We start from the raw sequence: 25,522 nt of genomic DNA, 5'->3' as shown, positions 1-25,522 counted from the left end.
GGGGTTTTTGAATTGATGCCATTACAAGTCAAATTACAACGTGTCGTCAAAGCAACGAAAGATGAAGCGATGACCGTCGAACAGGCAGCAGATTATTTGAAAGTTCCCAAACAATATATACCGGTCCTTGTAGCGCGTTCAGATGATTTAAAGATGATTGGTGATGAAACCATTATTGCAAAACGGGATAAAACTAATGGTTGGTTGATATTGACGGTTGTAGCGGTTGTGTTCTTTGTAATCTCTGTCCTGCCAGGGATAGGGGAGTGATTAATAAAACTACATCAAATTTGATATTAGAAATTTATTAGAACGTGCTTTAAGAAACACAGTTAGAATGGCAACTTTTTCATTTGAAAAACTAACATTCTGTCTTTTCCTGTCTTTATTTGTCGAATATGTACTCAAAATTAAAAACACTGCTATAGTTGTTTTTAGATCAAATTACATAAACAATTATAAATTTTGGGTATTTTTTAAATGAATTAAGGAAAGGATACAGCAGAATGGTTTTCAAAGAAAAAAATTTTCCTCCTCAGTGTCCACCTTCGGATGCTATTCAACAAGATGTTGAACCTGTATTTAGGTTGACTAAAAGTGAAACATTACAAGAGGCTGATTTTCTCAATCACAGAGAGAGTAAAAAACGTTATCCTTCAGATCTTGAATGTGAAGCACTGGCTATTTCATTTTTTACGAAAAGAGAAGCAGCAGAGAGATTAAGAAGAAAGCATAAACATTTTAGGAATAAAGTAATTAACAAAGGGAAAATAACAGAAGAATGCGGGATACACAACATAAGAGGATCACATTTAAATTTATGGCTATTTCAGGATGTCGATATGTTAAAAATGTTTGCAGGGGATATAGAGGAGGGTTAAAATGAAAATCAAAAAACACTCCGATTTGGAAAGCTTAAAGCCGATTCATATATTTGAATACTATGACTTTCCTTTATTTTTCATTTCTAAGTCTCCTACAGAAGAACTTTATCTAAATTATTATATTGAAGAAAGTGAAGATAATATAGATAAATGGCTATTTTGCAGAATTTCTGTTATTGAGTGCAAAAGTTTATTGGAACAAAGAATTTCGGTTTTAGAATTATTAAACAAACTGTACCAAAAAAGGCGTTTACATCATCTTTTTATAGATCCCTCTATAACTGAACCTAATACAGAACTAAATATTGAAGTTGTTGACGCAAATAATTTTGATTCTGAAAGTTTTCCAGAAGAAGATTTTTATGTAGAGTATGATTATGTTACAAATCAGGAATTAACAAAAATTCAAGAAGAAATTATAGACAGCAAATTTAAACTGGTTCTTAAGGATTTTCAAAATAGTCATGACATAGGTTTGGACTTCCTGTTGGATATTTTTGGCAACTTCCAAAAAACAATCAATGATATTGCAAAAGATGTTGGAAAGAATTTAGTAGGCGAAGGCTTTTCTGAAGAAATTAAACTTAGAGTTGACTCGTTACAACCGTCATCATTTGGAGTTTGGATAAAAATGGATTCTGATGATATATTCGAAGTTCCAGAAAAATCATTAAGCCATCTTTTTGAAATTATACAGGATATTACAACAAAAAATAAAAAAGAAATCGAAGAGCAGATTTTTCTTGATGAGTCCTATTCATTTGAAAGTATAAAGAGTTTAAAAAATATGCTTACAAAGGTATCTGAAAATAAATACACGTTTAAGCTGGAAGGGAGCACAAAATCTAACGGTGATTCTAAAGTAGTTACTTTTGGAGAAAATTCATATGAAAAATTAGATATTTTAATAAATATTCTTAAAGAAAATAGTGAAATTGCTTATGAGGATATTGAAGTGGAAGGTGAACTAACAAGTGTAAACACTGCTTATAATCAGTTCAGAGTTTCCACAACCTCAATTGGTGACATTAAAGGAAAAATAGCACCAGAATTATTTGCGGACTTGAAAAATAGAAACATACAATTCCGTGTACCAAGTGTTATAAAAGCGACAGTTAGAAAAGAAATAATAAAAGACTTAGTAGAGGATACAACGAAAATAAAGTACGAATTAACTGGTTATAAACAGCCTGAGGAGTAGGATGGTTTTAAAAATATTACTCCATAATCGAATATAGTCCAAGACGGAAAGCCTGCGGACACTGATCATTGCACAGAATCACTGTGCTCTGATTGGTGTCCGTTTTTTATTTGAACGGAGGAATGATATGAAGCAGGAAAAGAAAAAGCCCAATAAAAACACGCAGGAGCGCTCAGAACGTTTCTCGTAACAAATCATGAACACGAAACATACAAACACTTAAACGAGGCAAGGGCGGCGCATTTAAGCGCAAATAAGGGGAGGAATCAGAATGCAAGATTTAATCATTGAATACAAACGAGCTTTAAGAGAAACAAGAAAAATGTATCGGCTCTACAAAGATACAGCTGAAGTCAATCTGACGGCTGAACAGATCAACGATAAAAAGATTATCAGTAGCATGATCAGTGATATTGAATTCACTCTCGAATGGCTCCAGAACGGAAGAAAGCCCGGCGCCCGCCGAGGTGCTGACAGAAGAGACGCTTATCAAAGAACAATTCTTGCTGATCCGCGTTTAATTGATGCGCTGTCGGAAGATTATGCAATCGTTCAGGAAGCTGAAGGGGAGGTAAGCGATTGGGATAAGGAAAGAATCGCTGACGCCCTTTCCGTGCTCACAGAAAGAGAAAAAGACATATTCATTATGCATGCTGTGCAAAACATGTCTTTCGAAGAGATAGCGCAGTTATTGAGGATTAAAAAAGGAACTGTGCAGAAGAACATTGAACGTTCCCGTCTGAAAATGAAAAATAGAGCAGATCACAGCCTATTCTGTTTAGCGTGAATAGGCTCTTTTTTATTGGAGAAATAATGAAAAAAGCCCATTAAATTACTTGACGTAAGTAAAGCGTCGAGGTATAATTAAAGTATAGAAAGGAGGGAAAGAAAGTGGCTGAAATCGCATTGGTACTGGGGATTATCCTCACAACTCTCACAGTTGTTGAAAAAATCCTCATCATTAGGGAAAAGCTTAAAACAAAAAAGCCCAAAATCAAAAAACGCCGTCGACCAAGAAAGCGCAGATGATTTTGAGCCGAGGGAGAAGGTAGCGCTTCTCCCTTGCTCCAAGTATAACAAATCCAGCGAATAAAGAAAAATACTTGAAAGCCAGCCACTTTCAAAAAATGAAAAGTGTACAGTCCACTACCGATATTGTTGTTCTTCTCGCCCTAGCCTATATGCTGTTTTTCCGTCAGGATGTAGCAGCGGGCCCGTTGAAAACAGCTCTCGACATCAGTCTAATCATTTTATTTATTGTTTCAATCATTGAAAAAGCATTTTCCCTTTACTTGAAATATCGTGAGAGAAAAGGATGATTCAAAGGTGTACAAGCCTAAAGAGCGTGATGCAATTAAGAAATTCTTAAAAGAAGAGATACTCAATACAAGTGAAGCTCTTGAAGTATTGGGCTTTACCCGTCAGTATCTGAACCAGTTAGTAAAGACCGGGGAATTGGAGCCAATGAAAGAAATGCCTCGGGACAGGCTTTTTCTGAAAGAGGATATTTTGGATTTTCAAAAGAATAGACGGAAATGAGCATCCGAAAAATAGGGTGCTTTTTTTATGTAATGATAAAAATTTATTGGAAAAAAATCAATATTTTTCATATACAAATATTGACGGTGGTAAATATAAGTGTTATAATTAAAGTATCGAAAGGAGGTGTTAACGAGCATGGAAATCGTTGAATTCATCCTAAGGGATACAGCTTGGTTAGTCGGAATTCTCGTTGGGATTACGACACTGATCAAGAACATCAAAGACCTAAAGGGTGATAAAAACAAAAAACGACGTTCTCCCGGCAAGAAGAAACGTCGCTCATAACTAACGAGGGGAATCACTTCCCCTTCTTATACTATAACATTAAACAAAACCATTGAAAAATTCCATGCTCGGGGATAATGAAAAAAATATTAGACTCAACAACACTGTTATTTTTCGTCTTGTTCTGCTTACAATTCGCTCGAATGGATTATAACAACCTAAATGTACTGGACATAATATCAATTGTGCTGGCAGTTATCTGGCTCACACTGACGATTATAAACGTAGTTATGAAATGGAGGAATTCAAAGGATGGATAAGTTTGTATTTAGTGATGTCGAAGAATTGAGAGAGTTCCTTGATAAAGAAGTCATAACCACATCAGAAGCGATTGAAATCATCGGATGCACTCGTCAAAACCTTAAACAGCTAGTTGATCATGGGACACTGAAGCCAATCAAAATGACGAATAGAGATCGACTCTTCTTAAGAAAAGATATTGCTGCTTATAAAAAGAAACGTTAATCTGCACCTATAGTAAAATGATGCTTTTTCGTCTTACGGTTGCCATCTATTTATGAAAGGCTACTTTCGTTCGACAAATTTTGCAGAATGTTTCTTTCCCCCAATAGTTGTCCGATAATTAAAAAAGGGGGGGAAGAATATGAATTTAAACGATACACACAATATAATCAATGTTCTAACGGAGCTGGATGAAAGAAAAGAAGATGACTTAGGTAAATTTGATTTTTCTTTATACCTTTTAAAAAAGCAAAAAGAAGCTGATATATATTATCAGTCATCAGAAGTGGCTTTAGCCTCTGATGTCCTATTATGGGCTAAGAAACAGCTGGTAGGTAAGTTAAAGGACTTAAAAAAGCAGGATGGTGACGAAGCTGGTCAATTTTATATAGGGGACTATAATGACGAGATACAAAGAAAAGAACAATTAGCTAAACTAGATATAAATAAATCACAAACCTTGAAAAAGAAGAAAGATGATTTAATTAAAGCTATTAGAAATAATAGTGAAATGTATGACGAGAAAAAAACAAACTTTATTATTGCTCGAGTTATTTATAATGGGAAAGAAGCGTTATTTGGTTATTATAGAGGTGACAAAGGGGCTAAAAAAAATACTTCGAGGAAGAGAAAGCTAATTTTTAAAAACACTAACCAATTTGAGTTTGTTGAACATACTGTAATTGATTTAGGTGGAAATTTTGATTTTATTTTAATTGATAATATGATTTTTATCGACAATGTTACAAACTTCGAATATACATTTGATTATAGAGATGAAATTAATAAGAAGAGGGATGCAAACCTTGAGACAATAGTTTCCATGCCGTTTTTTGAGGGTCCTGAGGCGGATATCGAAGAGTTCGAGAAAAGTTGTAAAAGATTTATTTTTTCTAGAGGATTAGCCCAAATACAACCAGACACTTTAGATGCACTTCAAGAAAAATTTGAAGAAAGATGTAATGAATTATCTATTTTAAAACAGAGAACACCGCAAAATCCAGAAGAACAAGAGAAATATAAAGAAGAACTAGGTACTATATGGGATCTATTTAGTTTTATTGATTTTGAAAATAAAAGAATAAAGTTTAAAAAAGGTGAAAATCCAAAACCTTTAATTCATTTTTTTGCCGATAAGATTGCTCGATCTTTTTTAACTGAGAACTATAAAGTAGTAGCAGCTTATGAATAATAATTGTTAGTAAGGGTTCCCTTTTTTAAATGGAGAGGAGAAAATGATGTTGTGGGGGAAAAAAGAACAATATTATCTCTGGTATACTGCATACCTCCCTCTCTTTTTAATTATGGTTTATCGGTTTATTGATAGCCTTAATTTGTTTGGGAATATTAAAATAATAAAGTATATAGAAAAGACCTTAACTAAAAATGGTGTTGAATTTATTGTTATCTTGCTTATAATTTTGTTTTCATACCTAATGTATAAACTCGTTATTAGGTGGCTACTTAAAGATCAGGAAAGCAATTTAAACAGAGGAAATACAGGCTTGAAATTTGCAATAAGAAGCATAAAAAAATTAAGTGTAAATGACTATACTTTTTTTCTGATGTCTCTTCTTCTACCTTTGTTTTCTTTAGACTATGAATCATTTATTAACTTAGCTGTTTCATTTTTAATTATTGTTGTTGTTATTATTATATACGTGAAAACTGATTTTATAAGCGTTTGCCCCCTCTTCTTTACGACTGGATACCAGGTTTATGAAGCAATTATTTCTCAACATTCTAAAGAAGCTGAGCAAGAAGATCCATCAGTTAGAATCAAAGCAATCATAATCACTAAAAGCAAAAATCCAGACTTAGATGATAGATACAGAGGGAGAAGATTAATAAGCAACATATATCTTATTACAAAAGCATAAACGTTTCATTATTTAAAGCATCCTTCGGGGTGCTTTTTTATATTCCCTGTAAACTGATTCCGATAAATCTCAAGGAGACAATTGGCGGCTAACGGCTTGAGTACGGTGTCGGTTTAGAGGGAATGTAAGGAGGTTGCATACATGGGATTCATAACACAGTATGGAGAGAGCATAGAAAAAGAGACGAAGACATGTAAGGGGATAAATATGGCGGGACAGAATGAAGGGATATTGATGGAATCAATGTATATGAACTTCAATTCTTTTTGGCATTCACACCGAAACAAAGGAACAAGGATGTAAGTTCATGCCGCCCAAGCCCCTAAAGGAATGTTCCTCCCGTGGTTGCCATGCTCTTACCCGGGAAAGGTACTGTGATGCACACAAGACACGACAACAAGAAGAAACAAAACATTACAACAAACATTCAAGAAACAAAACAATAACAAGTTTTTATAAATCAACTGAATGGAAACGAACAAGACAACTTGCTTTGATACGAGACAATTATCTCTGTCAGCATTGTTTGAAAAATCATTGCTTTACTCCGGCTGACATGGTGCATCATATAGTGGAAGTAAAGCAAGATTGGTCGAAACGATTGGACATAAAGAACCTTGAAAGCTTGTGTAATGCCTGTCATAACAAGGCTCACGGCAGTAAGGGCAAGTGACCCTCCCCCCCTAACAAATCTCTGGAAGGGAAACGAACGGAGAACGGCGATCCCCCTTCTGTAAACAAACACCGCTTTTCAAAGTTCCGGAAACAGCAGAAAGCCCCCTCGGCAAATCAACCGAGAGGGCTTGGTACGACTGGTTTTGTGTTTGATTCCATCGTATCACGATTGGTGAAAAAAACAAGAAAAAAACGTACTTTTTTGAAACGAAATGAGGTGAAAACATGCCGAGACCTGCTAAATCTGCAACACTTCAATTAATTCAAGGCAATCCTAACAAAAAGAATACGGATGAGCTGGCTGCCCGTGCTGACCACGAAAAAAAGATAAAAATGCGCTCCGACAATATTAAAGCGCCACCTTGGTTAAATAAAATTGCGAAAAAAGAATTTAAAAGGGTTGCTGCTTTGTTATCTGAGGTGGAGATTATTACTGAAGCAGATATCAGCATGTTGGCCGCCTATTGTAATGCGTACTCTCAGTATGTTTCCATTTCAGAAATCATTGAAAAAGATGGAATCATGGTGCATACCGAGGGACATGATGAGGATGGAAATCCTATTCAGTTGATTGGTGAAGAGCATCCGTTATTGAAGCGGCAAAAGAATTACTATGATCAAATGAAATCAGCTGCGAATGATTTCGGCCTTACGCCATCTGCCCGGGCAAAACTCGCTATTACCCGCACACAGGAGGAACGAGAAAAGACGGCTGCGGAAAAGGAGTTTGGTAATGTATGAAGACAATAAAACAATTTCTTATTGATTACTCACGCGACGTTATATCGGGTGAGATTGTCGCATGTGAAAAACACGTGTGGGCTTGTCAGCGCTTTTTAAATGATATCAGCCGAGAAGGTACCAGAGAGTTTCCGTACGTCTTTGATGATGAGAAAGCGCGTCGCTTTCTTTACTGGATGACACAATTCAAGCATACGAAAGGGCCGTTGCAAGGTGAAAATATTGTGCCGGAGCCTATTCAAATATTTATTTTCGGCAATGTGTACGGTTGGGTGCATAAGGATAACGGCTATCGACGATTTAAAAAAGTGTATTGGCAGGTTGGCCGTAAAAACACAAAAACACAAAGCCTGGCATGTGTTGGATCCTATGAGGCAATGGCTAACGACGAATACATGTCCGAGGTTTACATAGGTGCAACAAAAACGGAACAGGCAAAAATCTGTTGGAACGAAATTAAAGCACAGATTATGCAAAGTGACCTTTTGAATAAGCCGGAGAAGAAATACCGAATTGCTTACGGTAAGATTGAACATCCCAAAACACAGTCAAAAATAGAGGCGCTTTCGAAAGATGCAGGTAAAACGGGGGACGGGTTCAACCCGCAATGCGGCATCATCGATGAATATCACGCTCATAAAACTTCAGAGATTTACGATGTACTCGCTTCTGGTATGGCTGCTCGTGCTCAACCGTTAATGATGATTATTACGACAGCAGGGTTTGAGCTAAATAATCCCGCCTATCGTGTGGAATACGATTACGTTTCACGTATACTGGATCCCAATAAAGTTGAGCAAAATGAAAAGTATTTTGTGATGATTAATGAGTTAGATAAAGACGATGACATTAAAGATGAGCGCAATTGGATAAAAGCAAACCCTATTGTGGCAGCTAACGAATACGGGCTGAATTATTTACGTGGAGAATTGGAAGTAGCGCTTGCTGTGCCGGAGAAGATGAGAAATTTCATGACAAAGAATATGAACATTTGGGTTAATATGCGCGAGAATGGTTATATGGATATGCAAGCTTGGGCGGATTGCGGTTCGGATGAATTTCCTGAGCTGAAGAACCGAGAATGTTATGTCGGCATTGACTTGTCAAAAACGATTGATTTAACCGCCGCATCTTTCATCTTCCCGTTAGATGACGGCAGTTTTGCGGTTGATAGTCACGGCTTTATGCCAGAGGATACATTCCATGAGCGGATGAACACGGATAAGGTCCCTTACGATGTATGGGAGAAAAAGAACTGGTTAACAACAACAGATGGTGCTGTCGTCGATTACGATTATATCAGAGCGTATATTAAGAAAATGGAGAAGGAACATGGCTGGCGCATCAAGGAAATCGGATACGATCCATATAACGCTACTCAGTTCGCTCAGCAAATGGAGGCAGACGGATATGTAATGGTTGAAATCCGCCAAGGGGTGGCAACACTCTCAGAGCCGACAAAAGACTTCAGAGCAAAGGTCAAGTCCAAAAAAATCATACACCCGAAAAATGATCTTCTAACTTGGGCAATGGGGAACGCTGTAACAAAAGTTGATGCTCAAGAGAACATCATGCTGGATAAATCAAAATCAACCCAACGGATTGACCCGGCCGCCGCGCTTGTAAATGCGTATGTACGGGCTTCTCAAATCAATAATGAGGTTGATTTAAACGCATATATCAAGTCAGCTTCATTTTCTTTCTAAAGGTGGTGTAGAAGTGAAGAAAATACTGACAGCCATGATGCTTTTTTTAAATGATTTTCTTTTTATCATAGGTGCTGCTTTTATATTGGCAGCTGCATATCGTTTGCACACAGACATCGGTCTTGTTTTGACAGGTGTCTTTTTTATATTTTATGCACTGCTGCTCAGTAAGAAAAGGAGGTGATTAATTGTTTTTGGAAGGGCTGTTTTCTAAGAGATCAAATGATGAAGAGCCTTGGGGCCTCGCAAATCCTCCTGATTGGATTATAGATATGTTCGGCGGCTCAAAAACAGCTAGCGGTGAACGCGTCAGTGAATCAACAGCACTTATCCACCCAGATGTTTTTTCATGTGTAAATGTCTTGTCTGATGACATTGCGAAGCTTGCCGTCCATACATTCAAAAAGAAGCAAGGAAATATTATAAGCAGTATGGATCATCCTGTTGCCCAATTGCTTTATCTCAAACCGAATCAATACATGACGGCTTTTACTTGGAAAAAGCTCATGATGACTCATGCTTGTACGTGGGGGAATGCCTATTCTTATATAAAAACAGATCGGAATGGCTTTATTACAGCTCTATTGCCATTAAACCCGGCCAATACGCAAGCCTATGTAAACCCAAACACAGGTATGCTGTGGTATGAAACGGTCATTAATTCAAAAAGTGTTGAATTGTATGCAGATGAAATCCTGCATTTCAAGGGTATGACAGAAGACGGGATCAACGGTAAGAGTCCTATCGGAGTTATAAGGGAGCATATTGGCGCGCAGTCGGCTGCCACAAAATTTAATGCGAAATTATATAAAAATGATGCGACACCGCGGGGAATCTTATAAGTTCCGACTTTAATAGACGAAGATGCAAAACAGCGGGCAAGAGATGAATGGGAAAAGGTAAATGCCGGTCGGAACATTGCAATTATAGATGCCGGTCTTTCTTATGAATCAATATCTATGCCGTTGCAAGAAGCTCAGTTTGTGGAGTCTATGAAATTTAATAAGGCACAAATCGCATCTATTTTTAAAGTTCCATTGCATAAAATCAATGAGCTGGACCGGGCAACATTCAATAATATTGAACACCAATCGATTGAATACGTAAAAAACACGCTGCAGCCGTGGCTGGTTTCTTTTGAACAGGAAATTATTACGAAACTCTTTACTGATGAAGAGATTAAAGACGGGTTCTATATCAAATTCAATGTAAACAGCGAGCTGCGCGGTGATGCGAAATCTAGGGCGGAGTATTATGAAATTATGGAACGGATCAGTGCATTAAATATAAATGAAATTCGTGCTTTTGAAGAGAAAAACGCAATTGAACACGGTGATAGGCACCTTGTATCGCTTAACTATACATTCCTTGATTCATTGGAGGAGTATCAAATGAACAAATCAGGTTCCGTTAAGGGAGGTGAGGACATACATGAGCAAGGAAGTTCGCCACCTAACAACGAAGATTGAGTTGCGTTCTGCTGGTGAAGGGGAAGAAAAAAGAGATTTTATTGAGGGTTACGCCTTAAAATTTGAAAAATGGTCTGAGCGTTTAGGTGGATGGTTTAAAGAAATCATCAGCCGGGATGCATTAGCTTCCACGGACCTTTCAAACGTAGTAGCGCTTTTTAATCACCGCCAGGATTATCCGTTAGCGAGAAACACCGTTTCTGGCGATGCTGGGCGGCTTGAATTAGAGACAGATGCTATTGGTCTAAAATTCCGTTTTACCCCCACAGATACGACGTATGCTAAAGATTTAATGGAGAATATCAGAAGCGGAGTCATTAATCAGTGTTCCTTCGCCTTTTCACTAAATTATAACAAGAATGAGCCGGATGAATGGCGTCATAATGATGAAGAAGATGTATATGAACGTCGAATCAATAACATCGAGCGTATTTTTGACATATCACTTGTTACAACGCCTGCTTATAACGATACGGAGGCTGTGATCGGTGAACGCAGTTTAGAAAAAGTTGAACAGATTAAAGAAATGCGCGATGCGCCAATAGAAAAACTAAAAATGGAATTGGAACTTTTAGACCTAACGTTATAGGTCTATTTTTTATGTTCAAATCTAAGGAGGATACCCGAATGCCAGTAGCAATGACAAAAAAGGAACGTGAATTAAGACAAAAATTCACACAAAAGAAACAAGAGGCTTCAAATCTTTTGGAGGATGGAAAGCCTGAAGAAGCTCGCAGCATGCTTGAAGAAGCAAAAGAGCTGCAGGGTCAAATTGAATTAATGACAGAGGGCCGCAGTTTAGAACTTCCGGAGATTGGCGAGGAACGAAACTTTGCTGCAGAAATCAAAAGTGAACCAAAGAAAGAGGCGGAAGATCGCAATATCTTAACAGCGACGAAAGAATACCGGGAAGCGTGGTTGAAGGTGCTAACCGGCCGCAGCCATGATCTTGAAACAGAAGAGCGAAACATGATGGAACGCGTTTTGAAAGAAAACCGTGCATTATCTGCAGGCAGCGATAAAGACGGCGGCTATACAGTGCCGGATGATATTTCAAAAGAAATTTTGAAATCTATCCAGGAACTAAACTCTGTTCGTAATCTGATCCGTGTTGTTCCGAAAACTGCGCCATCCGGAAATTATACGGTTCGTAAAGGCGTTGCCGGAAAACTTTATAACACAGCGGAGAAAGAACAGATTAAAGAACTGAAGAATATGGAATTTGATCAAATTTGGTATAACGTCAAGAAATTTGCCGGAATCATGCCTGTTTCCAGTGAGTTGTTAAATGATTCATTTGTGAATTTTGTTCAAGAGATCGTGGACTGGCTGTCTGAATCAGCCGTTGTAACAGAGAATGATGAAATTTTTTATGGAGACGGTGGTGAGAAAAACGTTGAAGGTATCATTAGCAGCGGCAAATTCAAGTCTATTAAAGCGCCGTCACTCATTACGATTAAGTTTTTAAGAAAAGTGAAAAACCAAATTAAGCGCGGTTATCGACGTAACGCTGTTTGGGTGATGAATACTGAAGCGTTTGAAACCCTAGCAAATATCGAAGACAAAAACGGCCGCGGCATTTTAGCGGAGGATCCAAGAAATGAGGATAATTTCTTGCTATTTGGGCGTCCGGTTGAAATCTATGATGAAGTCCTTACGGATGATAAAACACAGAAAACACACATTCTTTTCGGCGACTTTAAACGCGGCTACTTCATGTTTGATCGTCAAAAATTTGAAATCAAATCTACAGATGTTGGCGGAGATGCCTTTCTTACGGATCAGACATATTTCCGCGGTATTGAGCGGTTCGACGGAAAAGTAGTGGATCCAGAAGCTGCAATCATTGTAACTGATCTTGTTGTTGGTGAGGATGCAAAAGTGGAAACACCTGAACAATCTGCTGATCTTGGAAACTAATACTGAAAGGATTGATTAAAAGATGGCAAAACTAAACAACATTCTAAACGAAAGTAACGGTGTGCTAACGTCAGCAAGAGACAACGGGGAAGGAGCGCCTATTACGGATATTTCTGTTGCTGACAATAGCGAAGAAAACCCACTCTTTGTAAAGGGGCTTAAAGGGGATCCGGGTGAACCAGGACCGCAGGGGGAACCTGGTCCTGCTGGTCCGAAAGGTGAAACAGGCGAGCAAGGTCCTAAAGGCGAAAAAGGTGATCCAGCAGTTATTGATGAGGGCAGCATTGTACATGAAATGCTTGCTGACAAATCAGTTCGCAGCAATAACATTGGAACAGGCAGCGTCATGATGGATCATCTGAACAGTGAAGTGAAGGCTGTACTTGATGGTATGCAAAAACAAATTGATGAACTGAAATCAACTACTCCTGCAGAATGAAAGGCAGGTGATGCCAGATGACAGAAGCTGAAAAAATAGAATTAGAAAAAGCGAAAAAATTCCTCCGGGTTGATGGTGACCTGGAGGACGATTTAATTCTCGCGTTCATTGCCTCCGCAAAAGAATACATCACTTCGGCAACGGGCCTTGCTTTTCCCAATCAATCAGCCCGGGCCGCCATGTGCGTAAATGCTTTTGTGGCACATTGGTATGAGAACAGGGAAATAGCTGGTACAACATCTAATTTAGACGGTGTGCTGACCTCGTTAATCAATCAGCTGAAATATACATTGCCGGGGAGGGCGTCAGATGCTGAATGATATGCGTTACCGCATTCAATTTCAAAAAAAGAAGCCCGGCGGCCGTCTGCCTGTTGAGGGAAATGATAGGTGGGAAACAGTTATTGAATGCTGGGCAAAGGCGGAGGGCTTAAAGGGCCGGGAATATTATGCTGCAGCGGCCATACAAAAAGAAAAAACAGTTCAATTTACAATCCGGCACCGGGAAGATATCAATGAACATATGCGAATCGTCTTTCAGGGCGATTCATATGAAATTGAGGCTATCTTGCCGAACTATTCGCGCCGCCATTTTATTACGATCAAGGCAAATGTGGTGAGTTAAATGAATTTCGAACTGGAATTGAAAGGTTTTAGAGAATTGGAGTCCACTTTCGCAGAACTGGCCCGTAAGGATGAAAAAATCCATAAAGCAGCTGTGAAAGCAGGAGGAACAATTTTAGCGGCAGAGATCAACGATGAAGCGCCGCGCTCTGCCATCGGCGGCAGCCACCATCACATTGATGAGGATATTATCGTTGGCAGCCGAATCAGAAGGGATGAAGACGGAGAGATATACGCAGTTGTAGGCCCTACAAAAGATACAAAATTCCGTGTTCACTTGCCGGAATTCGGCACGCTCCATCAAGCTGCCAATCCATTTATTCACCGGAGTATGGTAAAGGCGAATGGCAAGATGCTTGATGCAATGGAAAAAGTCATAAAGGCAGGCTTTAAACTGTGAATCTAGTAGAAAGATCATCACAACTAAAAAATAAAGTATTTGAAGCGCTGGAAAAAGATCCAGCGCTTTTAATGCTGACTGGCCCTGAAAACATCTATGAACTGGCTGTGCCAGAAGGTTTGGAAAGCCAACCACCTTACATTGTGGTTCAAGAATTAGAGTACAGAACGACTGAATGGGCAGACGGGCATCCAATTAAAGATAGCACTTTGTATCAAATTGATGTGTATCACAACCAGTCGTGTGATCCAATTATGGCGGCTATCTTGGATGTTATGGGAAAACTGGATTTTCAAACGACAGTTCTTATCAATGAATTTCTACAATCAGAGCGCCTCATTCGGAAAGGTTATCGGTTTGAGGCAAACATTTTACTATAATCGGAGGTTTTATGATGCCTGAATACAGCTCAATGGTGGGATTAGAAGGCGTTCAATACGCACCATTAAAAAAAGAAAACGGCTTGTGGGTTGCCAGCAAGATTGTCGACTATCCACATGCAATAAATGCAAAGATGGCAACTGATTCATCTACAGAAAAGCAATATGCTGATAACAAGGTAGTTGACCTTGCTGTTTCAACTGGTTCAACGAAATTAGACTTAGAGATGAGAGATGTTCCGCCAGAACACCTTGTCAATTTGTTTGGGATAGAGGAAACCACAGACGGACTGTATTTATTTAAGAAGAATGTTACTCCGCCTTGGATTGCTATGACTTTCTTTGGTGTGAAAGCTAATGGAAAAAGACGATATGTCGGCTTAGTCCAAGGTCGGTTTACGCTGCCTGATGACGACTGGAATACAAAAAAAGAAAAAGTGGACTTTCAAACTTCTAAGTTGTCAGCTGAATTTCTTGAAAGAGACCAAGATGATGTATATAAAGTGATCGCGGATGAAGATGCTCCTAATTTCGATTTAGATAAGTTTTATGAAAAAGTGTATGGCAGTGCCTATACATCATCCACTGCCGATCAAAAAACAAGTACAGATCTAGGTGCTTAACTTAGGGATTAGGGAAGCTTAAGAGCTTCCCTTTGTATTCGCATGAAAAGGAGGAGTCAACATGGCTCAAAAACATATTTCTATTAAACTATGGTTCGAAGATGAAAAGAAATTTAAAACATTTATTGCACCCCGGACCAATACAAAAACACTTCTTGAAGCATTACGATTAAATGCAGAAGCGGAAAAAACAGCGGATAATTTGGAGAAAAGCATCAAAATCCTCGAAAAACAGCTGCAATTTATTGTTGGGATATTCCGCAATCAATTTACTTATGATCAATTATTTGAGGGGCTGGAATCTTTTGAAGTTGCGAAAGAAGTGAGCCGCATTCTCTCGGAAGTTGCTGGCTATAAAGAAATTGAGGCTGCTGATCAGGATTTTTTGCCGGAACAGACGGAGAAGAATACACCTACGAGCGCGGAATCGAGCAAATAAATGAAATTTACGCCACTCTCCTGCAACAAGGGTGGAGTATGAACGCAATTGACGAGATGGACATATATCACTATTTAGAGATATTGACCGAAACCAATAAACCAGAAGAAGTGAAATTTGAAGATGTCTTCTTTTAGACGGGCTTATAGCCTGTCTTTTTTGTTGAATCTTTGCCAGGAAAGCGGGGTGGATACATATGGCTCAACCTATAGGAAATATGGTCGTTAAGGTCGGTCTTGATGATACAGGATTTAACCGAGGAATTGAAGGCTTAAAAAGGCAGATGCGCCTGGCAAATTCAGAAATGAAGGCAGCCGGAAGCATTTATAAAAATGCTGGCAACCAATCAAAGCTCTTGCAATCACAGATGGAGGGCTTAAGCAATAAGTATAAGATTCAAGGCAGATTAGTTCAGGAACACCGTCAACGGTATGAAGAACTGGTCAGACAAAAAGGAAAAGACAACCGTGAGACACAGATTCAGGCGCGGCGTTTGAATGATGCTATTGCGGTTCATGAGAATCTCGGCAAAGAGATGAATAAAGTCAGCAAAGAGTTTCAGACCATGTCAGACAGCAGCAGTCGGGCTGCAGGCGTTTTTTCTGTTTTTAAAAAGGATTCAAAGAATGTATCAGAAGAGCTGAACGCTGTTTATAAATCCGCAACAGCCACAGGAAAGGCGTTAGCGGGGATTGGTGCCGCCGGAGCGCTTGGGATCGGTGCAACCGTTAAGGCCGCAGCAAGCTTCGAGAAAGATATGAGCCGTGTCGCCGCATTGGCGAACGCAACGGACGATCAATTGGCATCATTAACAGAAACAGCTAGACATCTCGGCGCTGTTACGCAATATACGGATGGGCAAGTAGCCGAAGGCATGCAGTATTTAGCGATGGCCGGCTATAAGACGAACCAAATTATCGGTGCTATGCCCGGCTTGCTTGCGACGGCTGCCGCCGGACAAACCGACCTCGGCGTTACGGCTGATATCGTTTCTGACATCTTAACTGAATTTCATATTAAGGCAGAGGACACAAACCGTGTTGCTGATGCAATGACGTATACGTTCACGAACTCCAATGCCACTTTGCAAGAGATTGGCCAAACGATGAAATACGCGGCTCCGGCTGCTAAAACAGCAGGTGTCAGCATGGAAGAGTTGGCTGCAGCAACCGGTATTATGGCAAACAGCGGAATTAAAGCAGACATGGCCGGAACAGCCCTTCGAGCAACGCTGACACGTTTGGCGGCTCCGCCTAAGCCGGCAGCTTCCGCAATTGAGGAATTAGGTCTGAAAGTGACGGACTCTACCGGCAAGATGCGCCCACTGGCCGACATCATGGGACAGATCACAGAAAAGACAAAAAATTATACTGAAACAGAACAGATCCGGATCGCCAAGCAGCTTGCCGGACAGAATGCTCTATCTGGTTTTATCACACTCATGCATGCAGGGAAAGATAAACTGCAAGAATTTACAGCGGAAATAGAAAACAGCGGCGGCATTGCTGAAAAAGTAGCTGACAAGCAGATGGACAATCTGGCCGGATCCGTAGAATATCTGAAATCTGCAGCAAACAACGCCGTCATCACCATGGGAAACCAGTTTATACCGATCATCAGAGCTACTACTGAGGGTCTGACCTCATTAGTGACGTGGTTCGACGCCTTACCGCACTCCGTCGCAAGCACTATTGCTATTACAGGTGGAGCAGTTACGGTATTTTCTCTTTTGGGCGGGGCTTTTTTGTTGGTACTTGGAGCTTTACCGAGGATCGCCGCAGGATGGAACATGCTCCGCACAGCGGGGGGATATTTAACCGGTAACGTCAATCGGGCATCGACAAGTCTCGGCGTTTATACGACTGAAGCCGTTGCGGCAGGCGCTGCATCCCGAACAGCGGCAGCTGGCATTGCGACAACTTCTACTGCGGCAACGGTAGCAGCCACCCGGATGGAAAGACTCAACCAAACAAACGCCGTGGCAGCGACACGAGTGGGCCGGCTGGAGCAATCGACAAATAGAAGCTCGAAAGCGATGCGCGGGCTTGGCGGCGCATCCCGGGTGGCCGGTACTGGGCTTACTCTATTCGGAGGTCCAATCGGGACAATTGCCGGACTCGTTCTTACCTTTGCTCCTGAGCTGTTAAAGTTCGGTGCCGGAATTATCAAAACCGGATTAAATGCCGTAAAAGGGGCAGGCGGATTTATGAAGCTTGCAAAAAGCGGTTTCGGCCTGTTTAACATACTTAAAAAAGGCACTGCTGTTGTCGGTCTTTTACGTGGCGGACTTGGATTGTTAGGCGGTCCAGTCGGCGCGTTAATTACGGGTGTGACTCTTTTAGCTGATGCCGGATTTAAGTATTACGACAATTTAAAGAAACGAGTGCTCCCGGCAACAATTGATTTTGGAGACGGTGTATCAAAATCCACAGCAAAAGCCGTCAACGCCTATGAAGACATGAACATTGAGGTTACAGCCAAGCTGAACACCCTGAAAGCGACCAATGCTACCATCACGAACGACATCGCAGGTGACATGTCAAAGCGCTTTAAAGACATGGGTGATTCTTTGAAAAACGGATACAAAACCAGCGCTAACAATGCAACTAAAGTGCTGAAAGAATTTTATGCTTCTAATAACGAAATGTCTGACAAAGAAGAAAATAAAATCATTGGCAAAATCGATGCCTATAACGAGAAAAAACAAAAGAAGATCCAAAAGTATGTTGACAGAGTGGATGAAATTTATAGAACTGCCGCCCGGGAAAATCGAAAAACCACAGAAAAAGAAGATAAAGAAATAGCAAAAATTAAAGGTGAAATGCTTGCTGAAATGGAAACTGCGCTCTCACGAAGTAAGGCTGAGCAGATAAAGATATCTAAGAAGTTAAAAGAAGAGGCGTCTAATCTTTCTGCTAAACAAGCGGCTGCTGTTATAAAAGACAGTAACAAGGCAAAAGAAAAAACAATTAAAGCAGCTGAGAAACAACGTGATGCCGTTATTGATGCCGCGGATGAGCAGCGTTATGTAAAAGGATCAATTTCTCAAAAAGAACACGATAAAACAGTTAAAAACGCAAGGAGTCAGGCTAAAAAGACAATTAATGAAGCAGAGGAAACTCATAAAGGCGTCGTAAAGGAAGCGAAGAAGCAAGCAGAAGGGCATATTGATCAGGTTGATTGGGAAACAGGAGAAGTGCTCGGGAAATGGGATCTATTCAAAGTTGATTTGGCAACCAAAGTAAATGCCATTACTGATGGGATAAATGCATTTTTAAAATTTGTTCATGCGCCTACAATTCCAGAATGGAAACCAGCAGGGTACGATAGTCGCCAGTCTTCCACAATGCAAATCGCACCAGGATTATCCTATGCCAAGGGAACAGACTTCCACCCAGGCGGCCGGGCATTAGTCGGCGAAGAAGGATGGGAGCTTGCTCACACGCCCGGCATCGGCACTTACATTGTCGGAATGGGCGGCCCGCAAGTGTGGGATCTTCCGCGCGGCACGTCTGTTCTTCCGCACGCTCAGTCGAAAGAAGCAGCTGCCACAGGACTTCCCGGTTATGCAAATGGGGTCGGAAACTTCTTCAAGAATGCGTTTGAGGGGTCGAAAAAGCTGGTGAAAGGCGCTGTCTCTGTCGGCAAGAATGTCATTGGCAAAACGAAGGACGTCGCCTCTGACGTTATGGATATGATTATCAAAGGACCGCAAAAGATAATCAGCAGCATTTTCAAAGGAATGATCCCGTTTAAAACAGGGACCGGAATAGACGGGTTAGGGACTGGTATTCTCAAAACGCTAAAAAGCGGTGCCCTTCAATTCTTAAAAGGGGTCTTGCCGGATGTGGGATTTTTTACTGCAGATGCCTATAAAGGAGCAACCGGATCTGCCCAGGTCCAAAAATGGGTATCGGAAGCGGTCGGCATTGCTGGTGTCCCGTTTTCATGGGTTCCCGGCTTAATCACGATTGCCATGAAAGAGTCAGGAGGAAATCCGAATGCCATTAACCTTACAGATTCCAATGCAAGAGCAGGAAACCCGTCAAGGGGGTTAATGCAGACCATTCCGAGTACGTTTTCCTCTAACGCATTTCCGGGTCATAACAACATTCTTAATCCGGTGGACAACATTCTGGCGGCCATTAATTACATCAAAGGGCGATATGGAGATATATCAAATCATCCCGGCTTGAAATCAATGGCGCGCGGCGGCCCGTATGTGGGATATGCAAAGGGCGGTACTTCTCCGGGGCGCGGCGGCTCCAAGCTCGCCGTCCTCAACGAACGAGGGTACGATGAAACCACCATTACGAAAGATCCGGCATACCGCGAAAGGAATATCGGATTGTGGGCGCGGGTTGGGCGTGAGCTTGGCGTACTGCCTTCACTGCAAGAAGGGATGATCTCAAAGGCTTTGCTATTACTCCAAAAAGCATCCGCAGCACAGCCTGAAAATGATAGAAGTGTCAATATCGATATGACTCGGGTCGTGGAGAATCAAGAAAGGCAAATCAGCATGATGGGGCAGCAGATTGACGCTCTCCAGCAGAACATTCAGCTACTGCAACAGCTGGTCTTAAAAGATAACAACACTTATATTGACGGGGCCCGAGTAGACCAAACGAGCGCTGACCGATATAGAAGAAAACAATATAGAAATGGGGGTAAGCCTGCTTGGTAAAACTATTTTTGGATTTTGATAACGGATTGGGGGAGCAGAGCCTTGACAGCTTGCTCCCTCAATTTGAAGTGTTGAGTTTTTTGGCAGAAGCGCCGGCTATCAATCGGGAAACAATCACGATCCCGCGGCGTCATGGTGTTATCTCAGCACAGCATCCACGTGATGTGACCTATTCATCAAGAAAAGTCACTGTAGAAGTATATATGAATTCAAAAATTCACAACAATTTTTATATGCTTAGGCATCAGCTCTATGCTTTATTGGTGAAGCCATTTGCCTATTATATTTCTACTGACTTATGGCCGAATCGCCGTTTCCTTGTTATGTGTGATGGGAATTTCAGCATTTCCAAAGAAAAGGAGAAAACACATGCTGTTTTTTCTGTCGAGTTTACCAATATTACCGGAATGGCAGAATCTAAGCATTCAACCAAAACAGCGCAGAATCAGTCAGGAGAGAACTGGAACATTGGTATGAACCTGCAATCAGATGACAACCTGGCCTATTATTTTAAGAATCAGAAACGTTTCTCTGTCTTTAATTCCGGAGATGTCCAAATCAATCCACTAGATCACGCGTATAACGTCCTATTGAAGGCCAAGGGGAAGAATGTAACGCTAATCAATCATACTAATGGCGAGAAATTAACGATTGAACAGGAGTTGAAGAAGTCACAGCAGGTATCATTTTTAAAGCAGTACGCGCTGCTCAATAATAAACCAATAAAAACATCTGGACGTCTGCCGAATCTCGAAATTGGCTGGAATGAGTTTGAAATTCAAAATGCCGATGATTTTGTCATAGAATTTGACACACGGTTCTACTACTTGTAAGGCAGGCGGTTTATATGGCGAATACAGATTTTATTAAAGAGATTGCCGGCGACGCCCAGCAAATATATAAAAAGCACCGTATTCTCGCATCACTGATCATTGCGCAAGGATGCTTAGAAAGCGCTTGGGGCACAAGTGAATTGGCGACAAAAGGACATAACCTTTTCGGTATGAAGGGCGAATACAACGGCCAATATGTCATCATGCAAACATGGGAAGTTATCAACGGAGAAAACGTACAAGTTCCGGCTAAATTCAGGAAGTACCCTTCATGGAAAGAATCTATACAAGACCTGGCGAACCTGTACTTAAATGGCCTTAGCTGGGACAAAAAACATTATAAAGCTGTCGTCGGGGAAACAGACTATCAGAAAGCAACTGCGGCTCTTGTCAAAGCCGGGTATGCTACTGACCCAAATTACGCAACAAAATTGAATAGCCTCATTTTCACCTATAAATTAACGAAATATGATACATCAGAGGGAGTACCAGATGAACCGGGTAATCCGGGCACACCAGATCCTGAGCCGGATATACCAAGTAAAGAATATGATGGTAAAGACATTACGCTAAATCAAAATTTGCCAAAAGACGTTTACTTCCCTCAGCTGCATGTTTCCAGCCAAGACGGAAATCAAGTGGTCGAAGTCATTGGTGCCGATCCGGATCTATTAGATGACACTACCGGAAAAAAAGATATTGAGTTTACGATCACTCGGACTGCTGATAACGGCATTGAATATGACTTGCTCATAAATGACAATATTCTTTACCTGGACGAAAAGAAATTTAACCATCAAAAATACTTTATCACGATGATCGAAGTCGATCAGGAAAAGACACTCAGCAAGAAAGTTTCTGCAAGCCATGTTTTCGTTGCCGTTTTGAACAACCATTATGTAGAAGAGACGATCAGCGGCACACTGACTGTACGAAAAATGCTTGATTTCACATTGAAGGGGACGAAATTCTCTTACATTTTCAAAGACAAGGAAAGTGAATTTAAAAGTGTGGAGCAGGAGAATTTTGGTGATAAGTTCGCGAATGAGCTGATAAGCGAAATTGTGGAAGACTACGGCTTAGAGCTTGATGTGGATAATTACAAGATATACGTTTATAAAAAGATGGGAAAGCGTATCAATCACACTCTCGACTCTCGTTATAATATGCCCGGCATTAAAATTAAAACATCGACAGACGGCTGCTCTACCCGAGCACGGGGATACGGAGCAATAAAGGAAAACAGCAGTACCGACAGCAAAAAAACGGAGTACGTCTTTGAGCCGGTCCTTTACAAGCACCCTGAGGAAAATAAGTTCCTGCTTGATGGCATGCCGCGGTGGGCTGAGCCACTGCGCGACGAGCGTTATAAAAAAGAGTCCAGCATGATGGAGGCGCTTAAAAAATACGTGAATCCTTACCCGAAAATGGAGATCGAAGTGGATTATGAATACATCTATGAGCCAAAGCTTCTTGACATACAAGATGATTTTTGGAAAGGAGACACACTTCATGTGTTGGCTGATACAGTTTATGGCGTAACCTATGAAGACGATGTCCGGCTGCTTTCCATTCAATATAAGCCCTTAAATCCATATGCAAAGCCAACATTGAACTTTGCTAATTTCCGTAAAGATATTCAGGATATCCGGATGGAGCAAGAAAAGCGATTAAAAGATCAAAAGCGTTATGTACAAAAATTGAGAATGATGATTTAGAAGCGCTCTTTTTAAGAGTGTTTTTTATTTTGTCTTGAAAGGAGAGTGACACATTGGGATTCAAGTTAATCAAGGATTATGACACCACTAGAAACGCAAGGTATATTGCTGAACAAAGAGCAGATGCTGAGACCGTTGAAAACGGATTGAATAGTCTTGAAAACGAGATAAACAGCCATAAAAAGAGCAATAAAGCCCACTCGTCGGAGCAAATTGACCACGGCGGCTTTTCTTTACGCTCATATATCGATGGTCTATATAACCGGATACGCAACCTGATTTTAAATGCTGATGGAACAAATGTAAAAGAAGTTGTGGATGCGCGGGTTGATGCTGAAGGAAATATAACTCCATTGCTCAAGGAGCGGCTGGATAAAGAGTATAACAAGCTTCTCCAAAAGATTAAACGAACCGTCAATGTAGATGACTTCGGTGCTGATCCAACAGGAGAAACCGATAGTTCAGAAGCGTTTAAAAGGGCAATTGGCACTGGTAAGGTTCGCCTCATGCTATCAGCCGGCACATATGTTGTTAAAGGAGTCAAACTTCCGTCTTGGACATATATGATTGGTCAAGGTATGGGTGTCACTACACTTAAGCTCCATGAAGATACACCGGCCAGCGAGTGGGTTGTTACAAATGCTGATCATACGTTAGGCAACCGGAATATTGTTGTTGAAGGTATGTCTCTTGATTGGAATCCGGAACGTCAAGGCGGTGTAGGAGCGACTGGCGGGATACATTCAAGCTGCTTGACATTTGCGCAAGTCAAGTTCGGCATTATCCGTGAAATTGAGGGTATTAATCCGGGGTTGCATTGCTTCGATATAACTGCACCGACATATGATATAACTGCTAAAAATTATACCGCAACTGGCAGTAAGTATATTTGGATTGACCGCTGTGTTGGCTCTGGTTATGGTGACGATGGCATTACCACACACTACAGCGAATACGTTTTCATTACACATAATGTTATGACAAACCCTACCGGGAAGGCACATCGTAAAGGCGGGGCCAATTCAAACGGTATTGAAGTAGATGATGGTTCTAAGCATATATGGGTGATTGATAACTATACTGAAGGTAACGTCCGCGGGGTAGAAGTTAAGGCCCATGCAGAATGGCCGGCACCTTGTAACGTCCATATTCGAGGTCATGAATCCTTTCGGGACGTCCGATCATTTGATTTGCGACACATTGGGCATCATTTAGCGACGGATCCGTGGAGTGAGACTGCACGTGATGTGACGTTAGTAGACTGCACGTCAAGAGAACCAAGGTTCAATTCGCTTTATGAAGGACTAGCTCCAAAGGCGCTAGTTGTTTCGGCATATCAGAGAGTGAAAATCATTGGTTTTACAGCGATTGGGGATCCGACATACGACTATAAAGGAGATTCAGTTATTGCATTTCAATATAAAAGTCGAAAGATAAACGTTACCAATCTTCAAGTAACTGGATTTAAAACTGCTGAATATGACATTCGGATTGTTGGCGGCGATCAACGAACAGATGATGTCTTCATTTCCGATTTTGTAAGCCATGAATCAGCACCTAATGGGATCGGAATAGGAGGCGGCGTATACAATGTAAATTTAGTTAATGGTTTACTGCACGGTTCGAATGGTATAGCTGGCATTACATCGCCGAATACTCAAACGAACATCCTTGCAGTAAGGGCTTATGGCTATAGAAACGCGGCAGTATTAGGTGACCAAAAGCACTCTGTCGTTCCTAATAACGTCAAAGGTGGTTTCCGCGCAGCAACATCTTCCGGGCATCCACTTACGAATTACAGTGCTATCATTGCAAATACCGGATCAACAATTGCAAAGGGTGAGCGAAATCTGATTGCTGGTAACGCAGGTGGAGCATCTACAGAAGGATCACGAAATGGTGTAATGTTTTCGTACGATTCGCATACGACCGGAGACGGAGCTTCTTCGGGTGTTATGTTTTCAAAGGCTACAAAGAATAGTAAATCTTATTCCCTTGCGATGGGGCACGGTGATGGCAGCGCATCAGAAGCGAATAAAAAGATTGAACTTAATGCTAAAAATGGGACTGTTCGAGCTACAGGCGCTATTGAAAGTGTGTCTAATTTAAAGGACTTAGCGGAGTATTTTGAATCTGCCGACGGCTCAAAGATTGAGGCATCTTATCTTGTTGCGTTAGAAGGCGATAAGATTCGTAAAGCTCATGTAGGGGACAAGATTCTTGGCGTTGTTTCAAAAACAGCCGGCGTTGTGCTCGGTGGAGCATCGTTTTATTGGAATGATCGTTATCTCCGCGATGAATTTGGCGGACTGGTTTATCGTGAGGTGAATGATGGAAATGAAATTCTTCAGATCCCTGTTGAAAATCCGAATTATAAGCCTGAAGCGGAATACAAACCAAGAGAGGAAAGGGACGAGTGGCATGTAATCGGTTTGATCGGTCAAGTCTTCGTTAGGATCGACGAAACAGTAACAGTCGGCGATAGTGTTTCTGCCATCCATGGTGTTGCAACAAAGGCGGAAAGCGCCGGATACGGAACTGTTATGAAAATCAAAATTCCGTTCGATGTGAAAAAAGGTTACGGGGTAGCGCAGATGCTAGTTACGCCGCAGCATTAA

General features: G+C 40.9%; 27 protein-coding genes and 2 pseudogenes. All 29 read left to right on the top strand.

Features of this window, described 5'->3' with window-relative positions:
* Window positions 1–12 precede the first annotated feature (12 nt).
* Window positions 13–270 (top strand): hypothetical protein, encoded by a 258-nt coding sequence (locus tag SB847_RS06145; protein ID WP_335433472.1) that lies wholly within the window; start codon window positions 13–15, stop codon window positions 268–270.
* A 236-nt stretch (window positions 271–506) separates the two neighbouring features.
* The gene (locus SB847_RS06140; protein WP_014418208.1) at window positions 507–881 is read left to right on the top strand and encodes a hypothetical protein; all 375 of its coding nucleotides are present in this window, start codon (window positions 507–509) and stop codon (window positions 879–881) included.
* A 1-nt stretch (window position 882) separates the two neighbouring features.
* A complete protein-coding gene (locus tag SB847_RS06135; RefSeq protein ID WP_014418207.1) occupies window positions 883–2,085 on the top strand; it encodes a DUF6575 domain-containing protein in 1,203 nt (400 codons plus the stop codon).
* A 127-nt stretch (window positions 2,086–2,212) separates the two neighbouring features.
* Window positions 2,213–2,342, top strand: a pseudogene (locus SB847_RS06130) (hypothetical protein).
* A gap of 14 nt (window positions 2,343–2,356) precedes the next feature.
* On the top strand, window positions 2,357–2,872 hold the full coding sequence (locus SB847_RS06125) for a sigma-70 family RNA polymerase sigma factor (RefSeq protein ID WP_335433469.1): 516 nt from the start codon (window positions 2,357–2,359) through the stop codon (window positions 2,870–2,872).
* A gap of 104 nt (window positions 2,873–2,976) precedes the next feature.
* Window positions 2,977–3,114, top strand: a complete 138-nt coding sequence (locus SB847_RS06120) for a hypothetical protein (RefSeq protein ID WP_167348363.1) — start codon at window positions 2,977–2,979, stop codon at window positions 3,112–3,114.
* 297 nt (window positions 3,115–3,411) lie between these two features.
* Window positions 3,412–3,624, top strand: coding sequence for a helix-turn-helix domain-containing protein (locus SB847_RS06115; protein WP_335433466.1), 213 nt, complete (start codon window positions 3,412–3,414; stop codon window positions 3,622–3,624).
* Between the two features lie 138 nt (window positions 3,625–3,762).
* A complete protein-coding gene (locus SB847_RS06110; protein WP_283002405.1) occupies window positions 3,763–3,912 on the top strand; it encodes a hypothetical protein in 150 nt (49 codons plus the stop codon).
* A 252-nt stretch (window positions 3,913–4,164) separates the two neighbouring features.
* On the top strand, window positions 4,165–4,377 hold the full coding sequence (locus tag SB847_RS06105) for a helix-turn-helix domain-containing protein (protein ID WP_335433464.1): 213 nt from the start codon (window positions 4,165–4,167) through the stop codon (window positions 4,375–4,377).
* 139 nt (window positions 4,378–4,516) lie between these two features.
* Window positions 4,517–5,566, top strand: a complete 1,050-nt coding sequence (locus SB847_RS06100; protein ID WP_335433463.1) for a Kiwa anti-phage protein KwaB-like domain-containing protein — start codon at window positions 4,517–4,519, stop codon at window positions 5,564–5,566.
* Window positions 5,567–5,615: 49 nt separating this feature from the next.
* Complete coding sequence (locus tag SB847_RS06095; RefSeq protein WP_410577463.1) at window positions 5,616–6,254, top strand: hypothetical protein; 639 nt, start codon at window positions 5,616–5,618, stop codon at window positions 6,252–6,254.
* A gap of 307 nt (window positions 6,255–6,561) precedes the next feature.
* Window positions 6,562–6,927, top strand: a complete 366-nt coding sequence (locus SB847_RS06090) for an HNH endonuclease (protein WP_335433460.1) — start codon at window positions 6,562–6,564, stop codon at window positions 6,925–6,927.
* Window positions 6,928–7,154: 227 nt separating this feature from the next.
* Window positions 7,155–7,670, top strand: coding sequence for a phage terminase small subunit P27 family (locus SB847_RS06085; RefSeq protein ID WP_335433458.1), 516 nt, complete (start codon window positions 7,155–7,157; stop codon window positions 7,668–7,670).
* Window positions 7,667–9,376 carry a terminase large subunit gene (locus tag SB847_RS06080; RefSeq protein ID WP_410577461.1) on the top strand — a complete coding sequence of 570 codons (1,710 nt, stop codon included), beginning with the start codon at window positions 7,667–7,669 and terminating at the stop codon, window positions 9,374–9,376. The genes SB847_RS06085 and SB847_RS06080 overlap by 4 nt, the downstream gene beginning before the upstream one ends.
* A gap of 13 nt (window positions 9,377–9,389) precedes the next feature.
* Window positions 9,390–9,560 carry a hypothetical protein gene (locus tag SB847_RS06075; protein WP_014418199.1) on the top strand — a complete coding sequence of 57 codons (171 nt, stop codon included), beginning with the start codon at window positions 9,390–9,392 and terminating at the stop codon, window positions 9,558–9,560.
* Window positions 9,561–9,564: 4 nt separating this feature from the next.
* A pseudogene (locus SB847_RS06070) lies at window positions 9,565–10,845 on the top strand (phage portal protein).
* Complete coding sequence (locus SB847_RS06065) at window positions 10,808–11,434, top strand: HK97 family phage prohead protease (protein ID WP_014418197.1); 627 nt, start codon at window positions 10,808–10,810, stop codon at window positions 11,432–11,434. The pseudogene SB847_RS06070 and the gene SB847_RS06065 overlap by 38 nt, the downstream one beginning before the upstream one ends.
* A gap of 38 nt (window positions 11,435–11,472) precedes the next feature.
* Entirely contained in the window at window positions 11,473–12,765 is a 1,293-nt protein-coding gene (locus SB847_RS06060) for a phage major capsid protein (protein ID WP_335433453.1), read from the top strand.
* 22 nt (window positions 12,766–12,787) lie between these two features.
* Window positions 12,788–13,204 (top strand): collagen-like triple helix repeat-containing protein, encoded by a 417-nt coding sequence (locus SB847_RS06055; protein ID WP_335433451.1) that lies wholly within the window; start codon window positions 12,788–12,790, stop codon window positions 13,202–13,204.
* Window positions 13,205–13,221: 17 nt separating this feature from the next.
* Window positions 13,222–13,524, top strand: coding sequence for a head-tail connector protein (locus tag SB847_RS06050; protein WP_014418194.1), 303 nt, complete (start codon window positions 13,222–13,224; stop codon window positions 13,522–13,524).
* Window positions 13,514–13,828, top strand: coding sequence for a phage head closure protein (locus tag SB847_RS06045; RefSeq protein ID WP_335433449.1), 315 nt, complete (start codon window positions 13,514–13,516; stop codon window positions 13,826–13,828). Before SB847_RS06050 ends, SB847_RS06045 begins: the two co-directional genes overlap by 11 nt.
* Entirely contained in the window at window positions 13,829–14,227 is a 399-nt protein-coding gene (locus SB847_RS06040; protein ID WP_043021774.1) for an HK97-gp10 family putative phage morphogenesis protein, read from the top strand.
* Window positions 14,224–14,607: a tail completion protein gp17 gene (gene gp17, locus SB847_RS06035; RefSeq protein ID WP_014418191.1), complete on the top strand. Its 384-nt coding sequence runs from the start codon at window positions 14,224–14,226 to the stop codon at window positions 14,605–14,607. The genes SB847_RS06040 and gp17 overlap by 4 nt, the downstream gene beginning before the upstream one ends.
* 14 nt (window positions 14,608–14,621) lie before the next feature.
* Window positions 14,622–15,230: a major tail protein gene (locus SB847_RS06030; RefSeq protein ID WP_014418190.1), complete on the top strand. Its 609-nt coding sequence runs from the start codon at window positions 14,622–14,624 to the stop codon at window positions 15,228–15,230.
* 61 nt (window positions 15,231–15,291) lie between these two features.
* Complete coding sequence (gpG, locus tag SB847_RS06025) at window positions 15,292–15,669, top strand: phage tail assembly chaperone G (protein WP_014418189.1); 378 nt, start codon at window positions 15,292–15,294, stop codon at window positions 15,667–15,669.
* 196 nt (window positions 15,670–15,865) lie between these two features.
* A complete protein-coding gene (locus tag SB847_RS06020; RefSeq protein WP_335433448.1) occupies window positions 15,866–20,353 on the top strand; it encodes a phage tail tape measure protein in 4,488 nt (1,495 codons plus the stop codon).
* Complete coding sequence (locus tag SB847_RS06015; protein WP_129004154.1) at window positions 20,347–21,186, top strand: phage tail family protein; 840 nt, start codon at window positions 20,347–20,349, stop codon at window positions 21,184–21,186. The genes SB847_RS06020 and SB847_RS06015 overlap by 7 nt, the downstream gene beginning before the upstream one ends.
* A gap of 14 nt (window positions 21,187–21,200) precedes the next feature.
* Entirely contained in the window at window positions 21,201–22,904 is a 1,704-nt protein-coding gene (locus SB847_RS06010; RefSeq protein ID WP_335433447.1) for a phage tail spike protein, read from the top strand.
* Between the two features lie 53 nt (window positions 22,905–22,957).
* Entirely contained in the window at window positions 22,958–25,522 is a 2,565-nt protein-coding gene (locus tag SB847_RS06005) for a peptidase G2 autoproteolytic cleavage domain-containing protein (RefSeq protein ID WP_335433445.1), read from the top strand.

Source organism: Bacillus sp. SIMBA_026, from assembly GCF_046535335.1.
GTDB classification, from domain to species: Bacteria; Bacillota; Bacilli; order Bacillales; family Bacillaceae; genus Bacillus; species Bacillus velezensis.
Note: the sequence above shows the minus strand (reverse complement) of the source record. Positions and strands in the feature narration are given on the sequence as shown.

Coding starts and splice junctions, on each gene's coding strand:
- SB847_RS06020 (WP_335433448.1), top strand. CDS start 15,866: ATGGCTCAACCTATAGGAAATATGGTCGTTAAGGTCGGTCTTGATGAT.
- SB847_RS06040 (WP_043021774.1), top strand. CDS start 13,829: ATGAATTTCGAACTGGAATTGAAAGGTTTTAGAGAATTGGAGTCCACT.
- SB847_RS06105 (WP_335433464.1), top strand. CDS start 4,165: ATGGATAAGTTTGTATTTAGTGATGTCGAAGAATTGAGAGAGTTCCTT.
- gpG (WP_014418189.1), top strand. CDS start 15,292: ATGGCTCAAAAACATATTTCTATTAAACTATGGTTCGAAGATGAAAAG.
- SB847_RS06065 (WP_014418197.1), top strand. CDS start 10,808: ATGAGCAAGGAAGTTCGCCACCTAACAACGAAGATTGAGTTGCGTTCT.
- SB847_RS06055 (WP_335433451.1), top strand. CDS start 12,788: ATGGCAAAACTAAACAACATTCTAAACGAAAGTAACGGTGTGCTAACG.
- SB847_RS06100 (WP_335433463.1), top strand. CDS start 4,517: ATGAATTTAAACGATACACACAATATAATCAATGTTCTAACGGAGCTG.
- SB847_RS06060 (WP_335433453.1), top strand. CDS start 11,473: ATGCCAGTAGCAATGACAAAAAAGGAACGTGAATTAAGACAAAAATTC.
- SB847_RS06140 (WP_014418208.1), top strand. CDS start 507: ATGGTTTTCAAAGAAAAAAATTTTCCTCCTCAGTGTCCACCTTCGGAT.
- SB847_RS06135 (WP_014418207.1), top strand. CDS start 883: ATGAAAATCAAAAAACACTCCGATTTGGAAAGCTTAAAGCCGATTCAT.
- SB847_RS06090 (WP_335433460.1), top strand. CDS start 6,562: ATGCCGCCCAAGCCCCTAAAGGAATGTTCCTCCCGTGGTTGCCATGCT.
- SB847_RS06045 (WP_335433449.1), top strand. CDS start 13,514: ATGCTGAATGATATGCGTTACCGCATTCAATTTCAAAAAAAGAAGCCC.
- SB847_RS06085 (WP_335433458.1), top strand. CDS start 7,155: ATGCCGAGACCTGCTAAATCTGCAACACTTCAATTAATTCAAGGCAAT.
- SB847_RS06110 (WP_283002405.1), top strand. CDS start 3,763: ATGGAAATCGTTGAATTCATCCTAAGGGATACAGCTTGGTTAGTCGGA.
- SB847_RS06125 (WP_335433469.1), top strand. CDS start 2,357: ATGCAAGATTTAATCATTGAATACAAACGAGCTTTAAGAGAAACAAGA.
- SB847_RS06010 (WP_335433447.1), top strand. CDS start 21,201: ATGGCGAATACAGATTTTATTAAAGAGATTGCCGGCGACGCCCAGCAA.
- SB847_RS06050 (WP_014418194.1), top strand. CDS start 13,222: ATGACAGAAGCTGAAAAAATAGAATTAGAAAAAGCGAAAAAATTCCTC.
- SB847_RS06030 (WP_014418190.1), top strand. CDS start 14,622: ATGCCTGAATACAGCTCAATGGTGGGATTAGAAGGCGTTCAATACGCA.
- SB847_RS06080 (WP_410577461.1), top strand. CDS start 7,667: ATGAAGACAATAAAACAATTTCTTATTGATTACTCACGCGACGTTATA.